The 14615-nt window shown below is 45.6% G+C and carries 13 protein-coding genes and 1 riboswitch; all 13 genes read right to left on the bottom strand.

Features of this window, described 5'->3' with window-relative positions:
• Positions 1-30 precede the first annotated feature (30 nt).
• A complete protein-coding gene (locus JO375_RS17515; protein ID WP_229525665.1) occupies positions 31-624 on the bottom strand; it encodes a thiamine phosphate synthase in 594 nt (197 codons plus the stop codon).
• Between the two features lie 274 nt (positions 625-898).
• A riboswitch (TPP riboswitch) is annotated at positions 899-1007 on the bottom strand.
• A gap of 103 nt (positions 1008-1110) precedes the next feature.
• Complete coding sequence (locus tag JO375_RS17510; protein ID WP_229525664.1) at positions 1111-2664, bottom strand: ABC-F family ATP-binding cassette domain-containing protein; 1554 nt, start codon at positions 2662-2664, stop codon at positions 1111-1113.
• Positions 2665-2850: 186 nt separating this feature from the next.
• The gene (locus JO375_RS17505; RefSeq protein ID WP_229525663.1) at positions 2851-3840 is read right to left on the bottom strand and encodes a hypothetical protein; all 990 of its coding nucleotides are present in this window, start codon (positions 3838-3840) and stop codon (positions 2851-2853) included.
• Positions 3827-4381, bottom strand: a complete 555-nt coding sequence (locus tag JO375_RS17500; protein ID WP_229525662.1) for a hypothetical protein — start codon at positions 4379-4381, stop codon at positions 3827-3829. Before JO375_RS17500 ends, JO375_RS17505 begins: the two co-directional genes overlap by 14 nt.
• A 1-nt stretch (position 4382) precedes the next feature.
• Positions 4383-4778 carry a hypothetical protein gene (locus JO375_RS17495; protein WP_229525661.1) on the bottom strand — a complete coding sequence of 132 codons (396 nt, stop codon included), beginning with the start codon at positions 4776-4778 and terminating at the stop codon, positions 4383-4385.
• Positions 4779-4822: 44 nt separating this feature from the next.
• Positions 4823-5302 (bottom strand): ABC transporter permease, encoded by a 480-nt coding sequence (locus JO375_RS17490; RefSeq protein WP_229525660.1) that lies wholly within the window; start codon positions 5300-5302, stop codon positions 4823-4825.
• Between the two features lie 52 nt (positions 5303-5354).
• Positions 5355-7439, bottom strand: coding sequence for a hypothetical protein (locus JO375_RS17485; RefSeq protein ID WP_229525659.1), 2085 nt, complete (start codon positions 7437-7439; stop codon positions 5355-5357).
• Positions 7429-9264: an ATPase, T2SS/T4P/T4SS family gene (locus JO375_RS17480; RefSeq protein ID WP_229525826.1), complete on the bottom strand. Its 1836-nt coding sequence runs from the start codon at positions 9262-9264 to the stop codon at positions 7429-7431. Before JO375_RS17480 ends, JO375_RS17485 begins: the two co-directional genes overlap by 11 nt.
• Positions 9264-10121, bottom strand: coding sequence for a hypothetical protein (locus tag JO375_RS17475; RefSeq protein WP_229525658.1), 858 nt, complete (start codon positions 10119-10121; stop codon positions 9264-9266). The genes JO375_RS17480 and JO375_RS17475 overlap by 1 nt, the downstream gene beginning before the upstream one ends.
• Complete coding sequence (locus tag JO375_RS17470) at positions 10118-10831, bottom strand: hypothetical protein (RefSeq protein WP_229525657.1); 714 nt, start codon at positions 10829-10831, stop codon at positions 10118-10120. The genes JO375_RS17475 and JO375_RS17470 overlap by 4 nt, the downstream gene beginning before the upstream one ends.
• A gap of 18 nt (positions 10832-10849) precedes the next feature.
• Positions 10850-11836: an SAF domain-containing protein gene (locus JO375_RS17465; protein WP_229525656.1), complete on the bottom strand. Its 987-nt coding sequence runs from the start codon at positions 11834-11836 to the stop codon at positions 10850-10852.
• Between the two features lie 39 nt (positions 11837-11875).
• Entirely contained in the window at positions 11876-13369 is a 1494-nt protein-coding gene (locus tag JO375_RS17460) for a serine/threonine protein kinase (protein WP_229525655.1), read from the bottom strand.
• Positions 13370-13552: 183 nt separating this feature from the next.
• Positions 13553-14611 (bottom strand): SAM-dependent methyltransferase, encoded by a 1059-nt coding sequence (locus JO375_RS17455; protein ID WP_229525654.1) that lies wholly within the window; start codon positions 14609-14611, stop codon positions 13553-13555.
• Between the last annotated feature and the right edge of the window lie 4 nt (positions 14612-14615).

Below are 14615 nucleotides of genomic sequence, written 5' to 3'. Positions count from 1 at the left end.
TTGTTCAATTTTTTTACTCTCGTACTTTCGCTACAGCCTGTGGACTACGTAATCTGCCATGCGTCTATATTCCATCGCAGCCGCGATTGGCGATTCCGCTTTCCATATACCGGACATGACTGCAATTCCGCTTGCTCCGGCATGATAAAGCTCCGGAATATGATGTGGCTGTATGCCGCCGAGCGCAACTACCGGAATATTCAACAGCCTGCATATGCACTCAAGCTGCGCTATACCCCGTGGCGTAACACCGGGCTTGCAGTCGGTCTCATATACATGACCATAGAGTACATAGTCCGCTCCAGCCTGCTCGGCGCTCCGTGCCTCTTCCAAGGAATGGACAGACACTCCACAGCGTATCTTCTCTGGAAGCAGGCTTTTTACATCCCTGACAGGTAACCCGCCAGCTGGAAGCTGAACAGCTCCTGCCTGAGTAAGTAAAGCTACATCCACACGGTCATTGACAGCAATGTGCTGCAAAGGAACTCCCCGAGCCTCCATGCTGCGGATCAAAGCCAGCAATGTTGAGGCCGTCTGCTGCTTCAACCGTGCGTGCACATAATGAACATACGGACAAATGGCAGTAGCCACTTGAGCCACATGTGCATGGGGAACACCTTCCATTGTAATTACGTGTAATTCAATCTCATCTTCACCTCACATCGGGCATAGATATTAGCTGAACGTGTTATGGAGCAAGCCACATGTACCAGCAATAATGAAAGGAGGTCCTATGTAAATCCGAATACGAAAGTCCGACGGGTAAAAACGAATGAGACACAAAAAAACCACTTCCCGGAGGAAGTGGCTTACGAACGTCTCATATATCGAACGGAGATTATATCCGTATACGTATATCGTCCCGCGCACAAACAAAAGTACGGATGCAGCTAGCTTGTCTGTACGGCACTCACTTCCCTACGCTGGTATGACCCAGATCAGGTGCAAAGGGTCCGAAATCCATTTATTCCGTCTCAGCCGCATGGGCGGCTCCCCTAGTGTGACTATTTGATTGTATCAGCTAAAGATAGCTTAGCATATTTTTCTAATTCTGCAAACCCCAATTTTTGCAGCAGTATAGAACTGGATTTTCATTGATTTTCATTGATTTTAATTCGCTTTACTGGACCATTCTTCCACATTCCACGTTTTAGTTACCCAATCCTCATAAAAATCCGGTTCATGGGATACAAGCAATACGGTTCCTTTATATTCCTTCAGGGCACGTTTTAGCTCATCCTTTGCTTTAACATCCAAGTGATTGGTCGGCTCGTCAAACAGGACCCAGTTGCTTTCCCGCATTAACAATTTGCACAGACGTACTTTGGCCTGTTCACCACCGCTGAGTGCGGATAAAGGACGTGTGATATGCTCATTTTTTAAACCGCAACGAGCCAAATGCGCTCTCACTTCGTGCTGGTTCAAATGTGGGAACTCATTCCATACATCATCAATCGGTGTGATTTTTCCTGCCTTTACTTCCTGCTCAAAATAAGCCGGCTGCAAAAAATCACCTTGATAGGTTTTTCCGCTGATTGGTGGTATTTTGCCCAGAATGGTTTTGAGTAATGTTGATTTTCCGACACCGTTGCAGCCTACAATTGCAATTTTTTCGCCACGTTCAATCGTCATAGACATTTTAGGTAAAAGGGCATGGGTATAGCCAATTTCAAATTCAATCCCCTCAAATACCGTTTTCCCGCTCGCACGCGCCTCTTTAAATTGAAAGGTTGGCTTGGCAGCTTCTTCAGGCTTATCAATCCGTTCAATCCGATCAAGCTGCTTTTCACGGCTCTTTGCCCGACCTGATGTGGATGCACGCGCCTTGTTGCGCTGAATAAAATCTTCCTGCTTTTTAATATATTCCTGCTGTTTCTCATAAGCATCAATATGCTGAGCCTTGTTCAGATCCGCCATTTCAAGGAACTTTTCATAGTTCGCTGAATAGCGGGTCAGCTTGGAAAATTCAAGGTGATAAATAACATTAACAACCTGGTTCATAAACTCAGTATCATGCGAAATAAGAATAAATGCATATGGATAATCCTTCAAATAACGCGTGAGCCATTCAATATGCTCTACATCTAAATAGTTGGTAGGCTCATCCAGCAGCAGAACATTAGGTTTTTCCAACAGCAGCTTAGCAAGCAGTACCTTTGTCCGTTGTCCACCGCTAAGTGCGGATACATCCCGATCCAGTCCAATAGCCGAGAGCCCCAATCCGTTCGCCATTTCTTCGACCTTTACATCAATCAGGTAAAAGTCACCTATATCCAGCTGCTCTTGAATTTCCCCCATCTGCTCCAACAGAACTTCCAGCTCTTCAGGCGAAGCATCTCCCATTTTGTCTGTAATTAGCATCAATTCCTTTTCCAGTTCCAATAATGGAAGAAATGCATCTTTTAATATATCACGTACCGTTTTACCCGGTGTCAGCTTGGTATGCTGATCCAGATAACCATAACGTACACGTGGAGTCCATTCCACTTTGCCTTCATCTTTAAGCAATTTCCCGGTCAAAATGTTCATGAGTGTCGATTTGCCGACACCGTTAGCTCCTACCAATCCTACATGTTCGCCTGCAAGCAAACGAAAGGAAACATTTTTAAATAATGCGCGCTCCCCAAAGTTGTGGGATACATTTTCTACAGTCAATAAGCTCATATGCTGTTTTTGGCTCCTTATTGTCATCGGCGAGGCCGACTGTTTTTATTTCATATATGAATCTCTTTCTTTCAAAGCCCTATTGTAGCACACTCGGCAACCTTATCGGAATATTGAAGACAGCTAATTTTATGCTTTTTCATGTAGATATGCTTATTAAAGAGAGAAAAACACTCGTGAGAGTGATCATTCAAATCTATTATAGCATTTAAATTCAAAGTACCCCGCTGCTGCGGCCGATTTCTCATCCGGGAAACGCTCTTTTGCTTTAAAGGGGGCCGGGCAGGAATCTCTGTAAAAATACTTCAATCCGGCATCCGAGTCTAAGCCGCCAATAATAGCTTGTTTTTTTACGACTCTTCCACCACCCAACCCATAGTTATTGTAAAACCTGTCTCCGACCGGAATACCTTGGATAAACGCCATCAGCCCCACATCATCTACTGTGTTATACCACTCTTCCTGCGGAATAAGCGGCAGTGTAAACGTATAGGCCACGCCATTGCGTGCTGCTTTTTGATTATGGCGATTAATAAGATAGGCCAGATCTTTCTGAACACTATGAACAATAGTAGAACGTCGTACTTGCTCAAAAGATTCAGGATTATTCAGCAGCGAAATGACCGTCTGATGCTGAAGCTCTTTTTGAAAACCCTCCACCCACCTATGATTACGTTTATCATACGCATATACATATTGATCCAAAGTGAATCCCACACTATTCCCCGCTGAATCGACATAGGCGTATGGTTTTTTTTCACTCCATTGGGGGGCTGAGGCAGCTTCCCCCTTCTCATCCCTATATGTTTCCAAGGTGAACGTATAATAACCATCATAATCCAGAATTACAATGGCAGGTATGTAATCCAACAAGGCGCGTTGTGCTACCATATCTCCCTCAATACCTATATTAAGAAAAAGAGTGCGCAGGAACGTGTTTAGTGCTTCTTCTTTATCAACGCGAAAAAATTTGTCTGATCCGTATCCGGCCTCCCGTTCCTGACGCTCGTTCTGTGACAGCACGGCACCTGCATCCTGAACTGCAGTATGAAGAGCTGATGTATATTTCATTTCCAACCGCTGCACTTCACGCTGATCTTGTATTCGCAAATCATAAATTACACCAAAAGGAAAAAATAGCAGTATAAATAAAACTGCAAAATCAGTAATCCTCATTCAGAACCATGCCTCCGTATGAAGCTGTAACCGCCGGCTTTCCGTCATCTATCCCGATCAGAAGCCATGATTTGTATATATCCGCAGGTGTCCGATTGGTATTGTGCAGCCGCACCGTAAAATAATCCCCCGCCATCAAGGTATATTGGCGTGTCTGGTCTGACTTTGGCTGCTGATTGCCAGGAAACAATACAGTCAAGATTTGCGGATTATAAAATCCATCATATACCGTCTCGTAATTCCCCAAGAAACTGTCCGGTTTCGCAGCATCTGCATATTCCGGTACATATTTTTTGTGCATATGCTCCAAGCCAACTTCGTACGTATTGCCTGTAAGCTCCAGCTCACGCATAAAATCGTTATACATCGTCGGTGTAATGTAGCCCTTGGTCCTTACCATATCTACAAAACGTACCGTTGAATGATACACATGTAACCCTGATATATCATCCTGCCGTTCAGCGGCTTGAGCTGCGGGTACAATGTATAAAAGCAATACAGCAAGCAGGACCCCCAGCAGCTTGGATATTGATTGAACCACTTCAATCCTCCTTCAATTGTTCAAAGCGTACAGATGTTACCTCTCCATGCTGATTACGCTGTGAGTACATAGAATATAAAGATGAAGCATTCAGGGTCGATACATCAGGTTCAAACGGATCAAAATACACATCATACTCCATCCTGTCGACTTGAACCGGAATTCCATCCTGCAGATTTATGCGGATCGCCTGAATAACCTGAGTCCCTTTTATCTGTTCCGGCATTCCTGGCTCCGCAATACGGCTTATCCTTCCCTCGGAATGCTCCTCCTGCTCCGATCTTAATTCTAGTGCAGTACCCATCTGACTGGACAAGTCTGCTGTTGCTGTACATGCGGTTATGAACAAGATAAATGACACAGCAAGCCGCAGCATGCTTGAAGCATGATCAGACATACCCCCATCTCCTCATTCATTATGATATATCTTCACGGTAGTGCTCAGGATTGGGTAAAAAGCAACCCGCGTACAACATTCGATTTGTCTTTGACGATCTCAGCCTTGAATTTACCGCTTGGATTTACGTATTCATTTTCTTTCTCATTCAGCGTATTTGCAATTTTCCCAGTCTTATCACTTCCACCGTTCACCGCACCATACTGCCCACTGTCTGGGCTTATGTTCAATGCGTTTCCATACCACTGACCTGCCATATTTTTGCCGGTTTTAATCAGAATGCCAAATTGATCTTTCCCCTGAAACTTGCGCAACGCATTGGTCACCTGCGATCCGCTGATCGTTGTACCGTCATACACCGTAAAAGAAGCTTGAGACAACTCGGTCTGGATATCAGCAAAATTGTTTTGTGCCGTTTTAGTTGCCTCCTGGGCTGAAATAAACAGAATGACTACTATTGTAATTAGGGCAATGGTCAAAAATATACCGGCAGCTACCTTTAAGGCAGTTGATGCGTTATTCATTATACTTCTCTCCTTTGCTTGTTATATCGTTGTTAGATGACATAAAATTTGTTTATTGAATTTTTTGTATTTGCTCATAATAGCTTTCCATTTGAACAAAGCTCATGCCGATCAATGGGATCACCAAATATAAAAAGATAAGACCATACATCGGGGAAAAACCAATCAGCCGCCCCCAGATAGCCTTGCTGTCGATTATTTTTTCATATTCCTGTTTTCTTTGCTCAAAATAGTAGGACATTTGGGAATCCAAATCGTCAAAGGCCTCTCGGATCGTAATTTTGCCCAAAGACAAATGGAGCTTGTCCACCAAAAGCTGGAATTCAGGCAAAGGCGCTTCTTCTTTCAACAAATCAAGAGCAGCTTCTGGTCCGTGCTCATAATGAAGCAAGCACTTTTGCAGGGGTCTTTTGAAAATAACCGAAAACCGATTCAACCACTCCAATATTTTCTCGACAGACATTCGTTCCATGGACCGCAAAATGGAAATGACCGTTTGGAACTGGTATACCTCATGCCTCATATCCAAACGCCGCATTTTCCGCTGCAAATATAACAGAAGCACAGGCATTTGATAACCTGTATACCCGATGGCCAAGCTGACCAGCATTTCCCACCACTTGATGTATTCCCCGTTCCACGCTTCCAGCTTTTTCAAGATACGACGGGTTTGTTTAGATAGCTGTTCTGCAGTGGCTGTGCCGCCTGCATCACGCTCCAGGGCTGCATACGTCTGTTCATACGTGCTTTCCGCTCTCATGTTCAGTGCATGCATGATTTTGTGGTCAACTTCACTCTGCTTCAAAGCTTCCTTTTCCTCTGCGGGATTTAAACGTCCGAACATTTGGCCCGATTGCACAGGAGCGTAAAGAATATGTGTTTTCTCAGCTTCATGTAAAAAAAATGCCGTACTCATACTAAGCACCAATCCTGCAATAAAAAGAGTGATTCTCCGTATGTACAACCACTCCAGTTTGATTTCCGCACCACTTTCCTTAAGCAGGCGGGCTATCCGGTAGTAGGAGGATACTTGCTGCTGTGGAATTAAGGCATTCACCACATTATGAATGATGGAAGAACGATATAGCCTTTGCTCCCAGATCATTCGCCCCCTACCTGCATGATAACCAGTTTCGTTTGTCTGTTGCAGCTTTTGCAGCAGAAAGTAAGAGACGATAATGACAAGATAGACAGACAATTTCGTAATATATCCCCATTTCCCCTGATAAAAATCATCCATGGACGGAAAACTGCCTCTCGCCCATCTTTCGATAGGCGCCGTAAAGAAAACAGGAGCTAGCGCGATCACATTCAGACTTTTGAGCAAATAGTCAAGTTTATTTCTGCGCAGCAGCTCCAACTGGATTTCGCATGCGAGACTGCCAAGCCCCTTCAAATAGATGGAGCCACCCTCCTCAGTCCGGTCACCAAACTCCATTACCATATATGAGATGCCAGCAAAGGCTTTTAAAAATCGGTTAGGAGCCGACTCATAGTATCTTTCCAATGCTTCATGTGGATCAATTGCTGTCAGCGCTTCATAAATGAGTCGCCCGTGCCTTCCAGCCTCAGCCCCCGCCAAATCGACCGCTTCAGATAGGGCCTCTTCCACCATGCCATGCTGATGATAATGATGGCGTACATTGGCGAACAATTCGATCATCTGTGCAAGCAGTCTTATTTCCATCCGGTTCGTTGCTACATCCAAAATGAGACTGTTGATCACCACTCCACATAAAAGGGCTAATACAGCAAACTCCAATCCAGATCTCATCATTAAAAGCACAACGCCGCTGCTAATAAAAACAACCCATACCAGTAGTGTCATCTTCATCGTCTGCAGGCGAAGCTTATACTCATCGTAGGCATGCAAAGCGGATAGACGCTTACGCACACTGTTAATGTATTGGCATGTGATAGGAACTCTCATTCCTAGCGTATACAGCTTGTGCAAGAAGGCTTGCAGCTGTCGTTGCAGCACCGCTTTTCCCTTCCGCCCTTCCCGCATAGAATGAACTCGCCCACTACTGACTGCATAATAATTGCTTTTACGTAGCCACCATAAAACTAGATATAAAAATATAAAGGTCCCACCTGAAATGAGTAAAATACACAATAGCAGCTCTTTAAGACTCATACTGTCCCCCCCAATAACGGGCCAAAAAACTACGGAAATCTCGGGCATCCTTGGCATTCATTTGCTCACACATTTCCTTTGCGCTTTTGGCTGTCAGTGGCTCCATCGGCATGTAACATCCATTTCGGTGCTCCATAACATGTCGATAGCTATAGGTTGCCGAAGAACTGGAACCGCTATCCGTGTGATCCAGGTCATGCGGCACACATTCAGTGATCCGTTCAATATATCGTCGCCCTTCCGCATCACGCTTGAGGTGTACATCAAAATTAATGACATGAACGACCTGCTCCTCAGCAATACCCTCATGCTGAAATACACCTGTTTTGAGCAGTGAATTACGGAGTGAGAACACGAGATCACGAAATGTTTTGGCATGGTGAGTAAAAATGGTGAATAGACTGGCAACCTGTGACATCTGAATCATCCAGGCCGCTACTTCATCACTCGCAACCTCGCCAAGGATATTAACGGTTCCGTCCGTCTTTTTCTGCAGATCAAGTCCTTGCTGCCCGGAAATATGGTCTGTTTCCCGAAAAGTAAGAATATTACGGCGGCTATAGATGCTACGCAAATGCAGCTCGAAGGCCATTTCCTGTACACGAAGCGTATACGAAGCATAAATGTGCTTGACCATCGCCATCAACAGGGTCGTCTTACCTGATCCTTGTGCTCCTGTAATGGCAGTAATCCGGCTACCCTTCATTAAATAAGACAGGAGTTGGATCGGAAAATCAGCATTTCCGCCCTTAATTAACTGCTCCAGTGATGCGCTTTGAATATCAAATTTACGGACAAAGAACGCCCACGATTCGGAGAAAGGAGGTCGAACCACCACCACCCGTGACCCATCCTTCATTTCGTTTACCTTATAGCCATTGGCTTCGGAAAGCTGTCCCGGATAATTATACTTGTAAATATTTTGGCACACCCTTTTAAGCTCACGCTCTGAGCCAAAGGAAAGGAACGAAAGATGAATCGTTTTGCCTTTATAAAAAATCCACACGCTCTTATAACTGTATTCAGCAGATTCGGAGGCTTCTTCTAATGTATACTGAATCGAAGACCGATCTGCCGATACCGAAGCTCCGCCTTCCGGCATGCCGCTAACCCCCCCGCTTACTCCGTCAATTCGCTGATCGCGTATATCATCAATGACGGAGAAGCCTTTGTAATCCTGATAAATCCGCTGCACAATAATATCTACTTTCTCCAAAAAGGAAAGGGGGCGATGCTCACAATCGTAGATATAGCGAACATCCTCTTCCGTAACGAGATAGCTCCCATTCTCTTCATCTTGCGCTGAATACCTCATTTCAGCCAAATCATAAGTATCCAGCAAGCGTGACAGGGCATCAGCGCCAAACTTTTGCTGGTACTGATAAAATACAATTTCAAATTGATCCTGTACGCTTAACAGCTCCGGTCTGGAAAAGGACATAACGGAATCTACGATCTTTTCGTTTAAGCCGTAACCGTTAATCAGCAACTCAGCCATTAAATTTTTAACAAAACGTTTATCTCCACTGCTGCCATTGGCGCAGTCTTTTAGCGCTCTACGCAGTTCCGCTCTTTGATGGATACGCCTTCTATATTCTTCTTCATGCAATCCGGCATCCGCCATCTGGCTATGACTTAGTTCATGAAGCGCATTTTTGATATATTCCATCAGAGTCTCCAAAGTAGCCTCTTCATTCTTTTCGCTGACCCGAAGGCTTGGATGGCGCAAGTGAAGATTCCCTCGATATTTAACGATAAATAACATGATACCAGACAGCAAAATGCAGGCAAGTATGAACCCGTTGATCATTTGAGCAGACAGCATCAAGCACTCCTCTCCAAAGCCTTAAGCCGAAGATCAGACTCTACCGCCTCCAGAACAGCTTTGCTGATCTGCCGTATGCTCTGCCCCCATCCTATGGGCATAAAAAGTTTGAGATGCTGCTCTTTCTCACTTCGAACACTACGCTGCACATGCCCTACCACATCCCTGCGGTTCCACGCGTCCAGAAATTTGGTGCTATAAGGGATCGTATGCAAAGCCCCCTTGTAACCATATCTCCTGCGGATGTTCGCTACATTTGCTTGAGCACGAACATCATATTTTCCGAGCACCATCAAAAACGGCAATGCCGAGTAAGTCGATAGCGGAGACACAGATTCAAAAAAAGCATCCAGCTCTCGTATATTTTGAGTCAAGGACAGAACGGCCAGTTTGGCTCGCGTACATGCCTCATGTTGTACAGATCCCCAGCCTGCTCCACTTCCTGCATCAACCAGCGTCAAATCATAATATTGGTCCGCCGTATCCATTACTGCCCGTACAAGTCCTGAGGATAGCAGCGGTGGAGCAACTCCAAAACCCGAGGTTCCCTCAAGCATGTCCAGGGTCTGCTCAAGAACAGGTGTCGTATAATTGCTAATATTATCTCTGGACAATGTTCCTCGCAGAACTAACCGTGCGACTGCATCCCAGCCCCCTTCCTGAAGCTGTAAACTGGGATCGTCCATACGATGCTCCTGTATAGGGAATCCAGTTTCAATCCCCGTATGTCTGTGCCCCAAATGGGTCAATAACAATCTTCCTCTATAGAGATTCCCTATCGTAACTGCTACAGACGCTGCTAATGAGCTGCTTCCACTCGCTCCCTTCATAGGACTCCAAAATAAAATGATGCTCATACTCTTCTCCTTTCCGCACGCTTTAGCGCACGCTGGCTCTCTTTTAATTCCCAGCCCATCCATTCTCCAATACAACGGCATAATTCTTTCTTATACATTCTGGAGAGCGGTTTTAGCTGAAGCTGCTGCTTATGCTCATTTTCCAGCTTCAGAGCTAGATGCCCCTCATCCCATGGCAATACATACGGATTTCCATTCCAGTAAGCAGGGAAATCGTTCATATATTCCCACAAATATGACTCCTCTACGCCGCAATCCACAGCTTGTAAAAATAATTTGTCAAATACAAGATCTTTAGGAAAATCAGGTTGATCAAACAATTGCTCAAGCCACATCCGTCCCTTGTGCATTAGGATTCGGCTATAATCACTGACCCAAATTCGCCGTGCAGCTTGTTTCCAAACAGATATTGGACAAAAATCCGGCAGCTCTACGTCCAAAATAACAATGTCGTATGCCAGCTCTACCTTTTGATCAACCATCATTCCAATGTTCAGATCTGCCCATGATCCAAAACCAGTCGCCACATCAAAACCACTAAACTGCGTAATAGGAAGTGGTTGGTCGAGCATACCTATACTATACCGATACTGTCCCCGCAGCGTAGCATCCACAAGTAGTACCTGTTGGCCGGAAGCTGCTAATATGCTGCTGATGTATAACATGGTATCGCTTTTGTCACAAAGCCCGGCAAATATCCAAGTTTTCATACTCCCGTTCCTTTTCATTTATTTATTGACATACGGATCAGAGCTTCCGCCCTGCGTCAAAACTTCTGCCTGTTCTTTGTGATCCTGTCCGCTCCCATATTTAATCCCTGTACGCTCATTCCTATCAGATACACTATCTTCTACCATATTCGTATGGGCAGCAATTTCCTCACTTAAACTCCTTTCAATCGGTGTTGAAATCACATTATTTGACAAATTAATGGCATCTTCAAGCGAACTCCGCAGCTGTTTGGACAATTTAAGTTCAGCCACGCGTATCAAATTCGGATCACTATTCATTAATGCTAACACTTGCGCGTTAGGTGGATATGTCGGGATGGCCTTGGGCTGAAATTGGGGATCGACATATGTCAACGCATAGATAGATGCTTTATGCAGATAGGCATCCACAATTGCGCTCGAAAATGATAATAATTCCTGCTCATTCATTGTGACCCAGACAATGGGGCCTTCCAGCCTGAGAATTTTCTTTTTGGATAATAGAATGTAATCCTCGCCTGTCGGAAATTGAATGCGGATATCCACCTCGTCTCCCTGCTTCAGGCTGCTTGGCAATACTACCACCTTTAGCTCACGGTTGCGCAAATCTTTAGGTGTAGCCTCATTAGCGGTAACCATTGCAGACGTAAGCACAGTCCCTTTTTTCAATTCAATCCTGGCTGTACTATCGGAAGCTTCACTTTTATCTGCCATCAAATTTGCTGGAGCCTGAGAACCTGGAACCGTAACCCCCTTCAAATCAAACGATGTAATCCGTTCACCCGAAGATATATCTCGAACAACAACCCAGCCTTTTTTGGCAGTGCGTTGATCTTGTTCGTACACTTTCCATTTTCGTTCTGCGTCTACTTCCGCCTGTTTCCTGACTTCATTCATTTGATGGGTATTGGCGATAAGGTAAACTGCAAAAATAATGCCGACTATACCCGCGCCGATACAACCAGCGTACAGCTTTTGCTTACTGCTCTTTCTTAGCTTGGACACACAGCTTCTCCCCTGCCTTTTTTGATGTATATCTTCAAATTAGCGCTGGCGTTTAAGAAATCCGAAGCGTTTTTTCCGGGTGTACGGAATGACGCCACGAAATAGTTCGTCCAGCACCTGGTCCATCCCTGCGGCTCTTTCAAATGGATCAGAATGGTATGGCAGCGCAAATACTTTGTCATGATTCAGCTCCTTACGGAGCCTTTGAACCGCCTCCAAGGGGGCCAACGGCAAGCAGTAATTCCATTTATCCTGCGGGTGACGCTGGAACGACCGGGCCAATCCGGCTATCTCCTGAATTCTCCATTCGGCTCCTGAACCAACGACCAGCGGGTAATCAGCCCTCAGAAATTCTTCCAATCGCTCATTATCTGGTGCGCTCCCCAAATCCAGTACGATAAATCTGTAGGAGCCTCCCAGCAAAGAAATGACGTCCGCGCGAGATGTCTGTCGCCAATAATGAACTCCGTCTACCTCAAAACGTCGGCTTGAACTCGTTTGTCCGGAAGATACTCTCTCAACCACTGCTTGAAGCCGGGCGAACGCTTGGGCTGTACTATGCAGCTCAACCAAAGCGACCGAGCGGGATCTTCGAGCCAGATAGTGGCTGACCGCAATTGCCGTGTGCGTAGCACCGCTACCGGAAGACACACCGAGCACAGCCACTACTCTTGTACCTGCATATTCCAGCGAAGTACCACCGACAGATGCTTCGTGCTTAGCAGGTTGAAATTCTGTACTGCGCCGCAGCTCTTCAATAACCTCTCGGGCAGACTGAAATCGTTCCTCAGGATGCTGGCGCAGCAGCTTTCGAATGACCGGAATCAAATGGCGAGTCACTTCCCCGCGAATATATCCTTCTACTCCCGCAGTCCATTCACTATATTTGCCTCCGGTACAGAGATACAACAATATCGCTCCCAAACTGTACAAGTCTGAGCGAGCATCCGTTTGGCCTGCTCCATATTGCTCAGGGGCTGCAAAGCCCACGGTTCCCAGCTTTACCGTATCCTGATCCAGTTCAGCCTTGTAGCTCCGCGCGATGCCAAAATCGATCAGCTTAAATTCCATTTCCGGGGTCAGCATGATATTCGTCGGCTTGAGGTCGCGGTAAATGACAGGCGTTTGCCGGGTATGCAAGTAATCCAGCACATCCAATACCTGCAAAGCGAGTGGAATGATCTGTTCCTGAGGAATACGGCCTTGGTAGCCCTTCAAATAGGCTTCCAGCGTCATTCCTTCAATGTAGTCCATCACCAGATATACTGCACCGGATCGCAGATGCTCAAAAAAATCAACAATTCTCGGCAGACGTGGGTGGCTTAATGAAATCAGCATCTCTGCCTCTGCCCTTACAAGCTTCATCATGTGAGTATCTGCAACCGATTCCTTCACCGCCCATTGCTTGCCAGGCAACTTCAAATCCTCTGCCATAAACACACGGCTCATTCCTCCTGTACCCAATGTGCGTATAATTCGATAACGCTCACCGACAATGGTGCCGTATTCTAACCGTGATGGCTTCTCTATCATTCTTCTACCTCCTTTCTATATCCAAACAACGCAAAAAAAGGGAAAGCCGCCGCAAAACACAATCTTCATGTCACCATGAAAATAAATTTCGCGGGATGCTTTCCCTTTATTTAAACGTAGTTATTATTTTTTGAGGAACAATTTGGGTTTATTATACAGCATACCTGTACTCATTGTAAAGTATTATTTTCCATACTTGATCATGTACAGGGTAATCTCATCCCGGTTATGGAATAGCTGCTTAGCCCGCTGAACCTGCATGCCGGATTGCTCGAAAGAAGCGATCACATCATGAATGAGCGCCAAAGGCTTTTTATGCATTAGTTTGACCGTAACGATGGCCGTGCCCCCAGTCCGCAAGCTATAAATTAAATCAGTTACGAGCCTGGCCATCTGCTTCGGACTCCAGCTCATATCACAAACGAGCAAATCGAACGTATTCTCTTTAAATTTGACTTCACTTGCATTTTTACGTAAAAAAGTCAGATTGGCGTATTTCATCAGCGATGGCTCCATCTTTGCCGGGTCAACCGCTGTTACCTTAAGCCCCCGCTCCAGCAAGAAGGAAGTCCATCCACCCGGTGCTGCCCCAATGTCCAGTCCCTGATGAAAAGCGCTAAAATCAATGCCGAACGTGACTTCTGCTTCAAGCAGCTTGAATTTGGCACGAGAGATTTGTCCTTCTTCCTTCTGAAAACGAACCGCACCTCCGCTCCAATCGGAAAGATTGTCCTGAGGCCGTGATAGACCTGCATACCACGTATCCGTATCGGCAAAAACGGACACAATAACGTTGGCCCCTTGTACCGTCTGCTCCATGGGTAGATCACTTAATCGCTCAGTCAAAGCCTGTTTGAGTGCCCCCGCGCTTTCAGTCCAGCTACTGCTGGAGCCTTTGCGTACCTGCAAAGAAACACGTTGATCGATCAGTTCCCGACGATTACGGATAAAGGCAACCAGACGTTCCAGTACCTGGTCCAAGTCTGTTCCTTCCTCCTGAAAATGTACAGGGAACAAATGCCGCAAAAACATTGGCGGCTGACCTGTAATCATCCCTACGGCCTCGCTGGCTTCCGCGGGTAATGTGGCCAGAAAAATTTCACCGGGTAAAAGCATCGTGCTTTTCACGGACCCAAATAATCTTCTAAGCTCCTCTTGGGCATAAGGTGCAAAACCATGATTAGCGGTGCAGATAAATCTTGATGATGACAAAGCGGCCTCACTCTGTTCTTGTGTACTCATGTAT

This window comes from Paenibacillus farraposensis (genome assembly GCF_020736845.1).
Taxonomy (GTDB): Bacteria; Bacillota; Bacilli; order Paenibacillales; family Paenibacillaceae; genus Paenibacillus; species Paenibacillus farraposensis.
Note: the sequence above shows the minus strand (reverse complement) of the source record. Positions and strands in the feature narration are given on the sequence as shown.

Coding starts and splice junctions, on each gene's coding strand:
- JO375_RS17475 (WP_229525658.1), bottom strand. CDS start 10,121: ATGAGCATCATTTTATTTTGGAGTCCTATGAAGGGAGCGAGTGGAAGC.
- JO375_RS17455 (WP_229525654.1), bottom strand. CDS start 14,611: ATGAGTACACAAGAACAGAGTGAGGCCGCTTTGTCATCATCAAGATTT.
- JO375_RS17505 (WP_229525663.1), bottom strand. CDS start 3,840: ATGAGGATTACTGATTTTGCAGTTTTATTTATACTGCTATTTTTTCCT.
- JO375_RS17510 (WP_229525664.1), bottom strand. CDS start 2,664: ATGAGCTTATTGACTGTAGAAAATGTATCCCACAACTTTGGGGAGCGC.
- JO375_RS17480 (WP_229525826.1), bottom strand. CDS start 9,264: ATGCTGTCTGCTCAAATGATCAACGGGTTCATACTTGCCTGCATTTTG.
- JO375_RS17515 (WP_229525665.1), bottom strand. CDS start 624: ATGGAAGGTGTTCCCCATGCACATGTGGCTCAAGTGGCTACTGCCATT.
- JO375_RS17470 (WP_229525657.1), bottom strand. CDS start 10,831: ATGAAAACTTGGATATTTGCCGGGCTTTGTGACAAAAGCGATACCATG.
- JO375_RS17490 (WP_229525660.1), bottom strand. CDS start 5,302: ATGAATAACGCATCAACTGCCTTAAAGGTAGCTGCCGGTATATTTTTG.
- JO375_RS17460 (WP_229525655.1), bottom strand. CDS start 13,369: ATGATAGAGAAGCCATCACGGTTAGAATACGGCACCATTGTCGGTGAG.
- JO375_RS17485 (WP_229525659.1), bottom strand. CDS start 7,439: ATGAGTCTTAAAGAGCTGCTATTGTGTATTTTACTCATTTCAGGTGGG.
- JO375_RS17495 (WP_229525661.1), bottom strand. CDS start 4,778: ATGTCTGATCATGCTTCAAGCATGCTGCGGCTTGCTGTGTCATTTATC.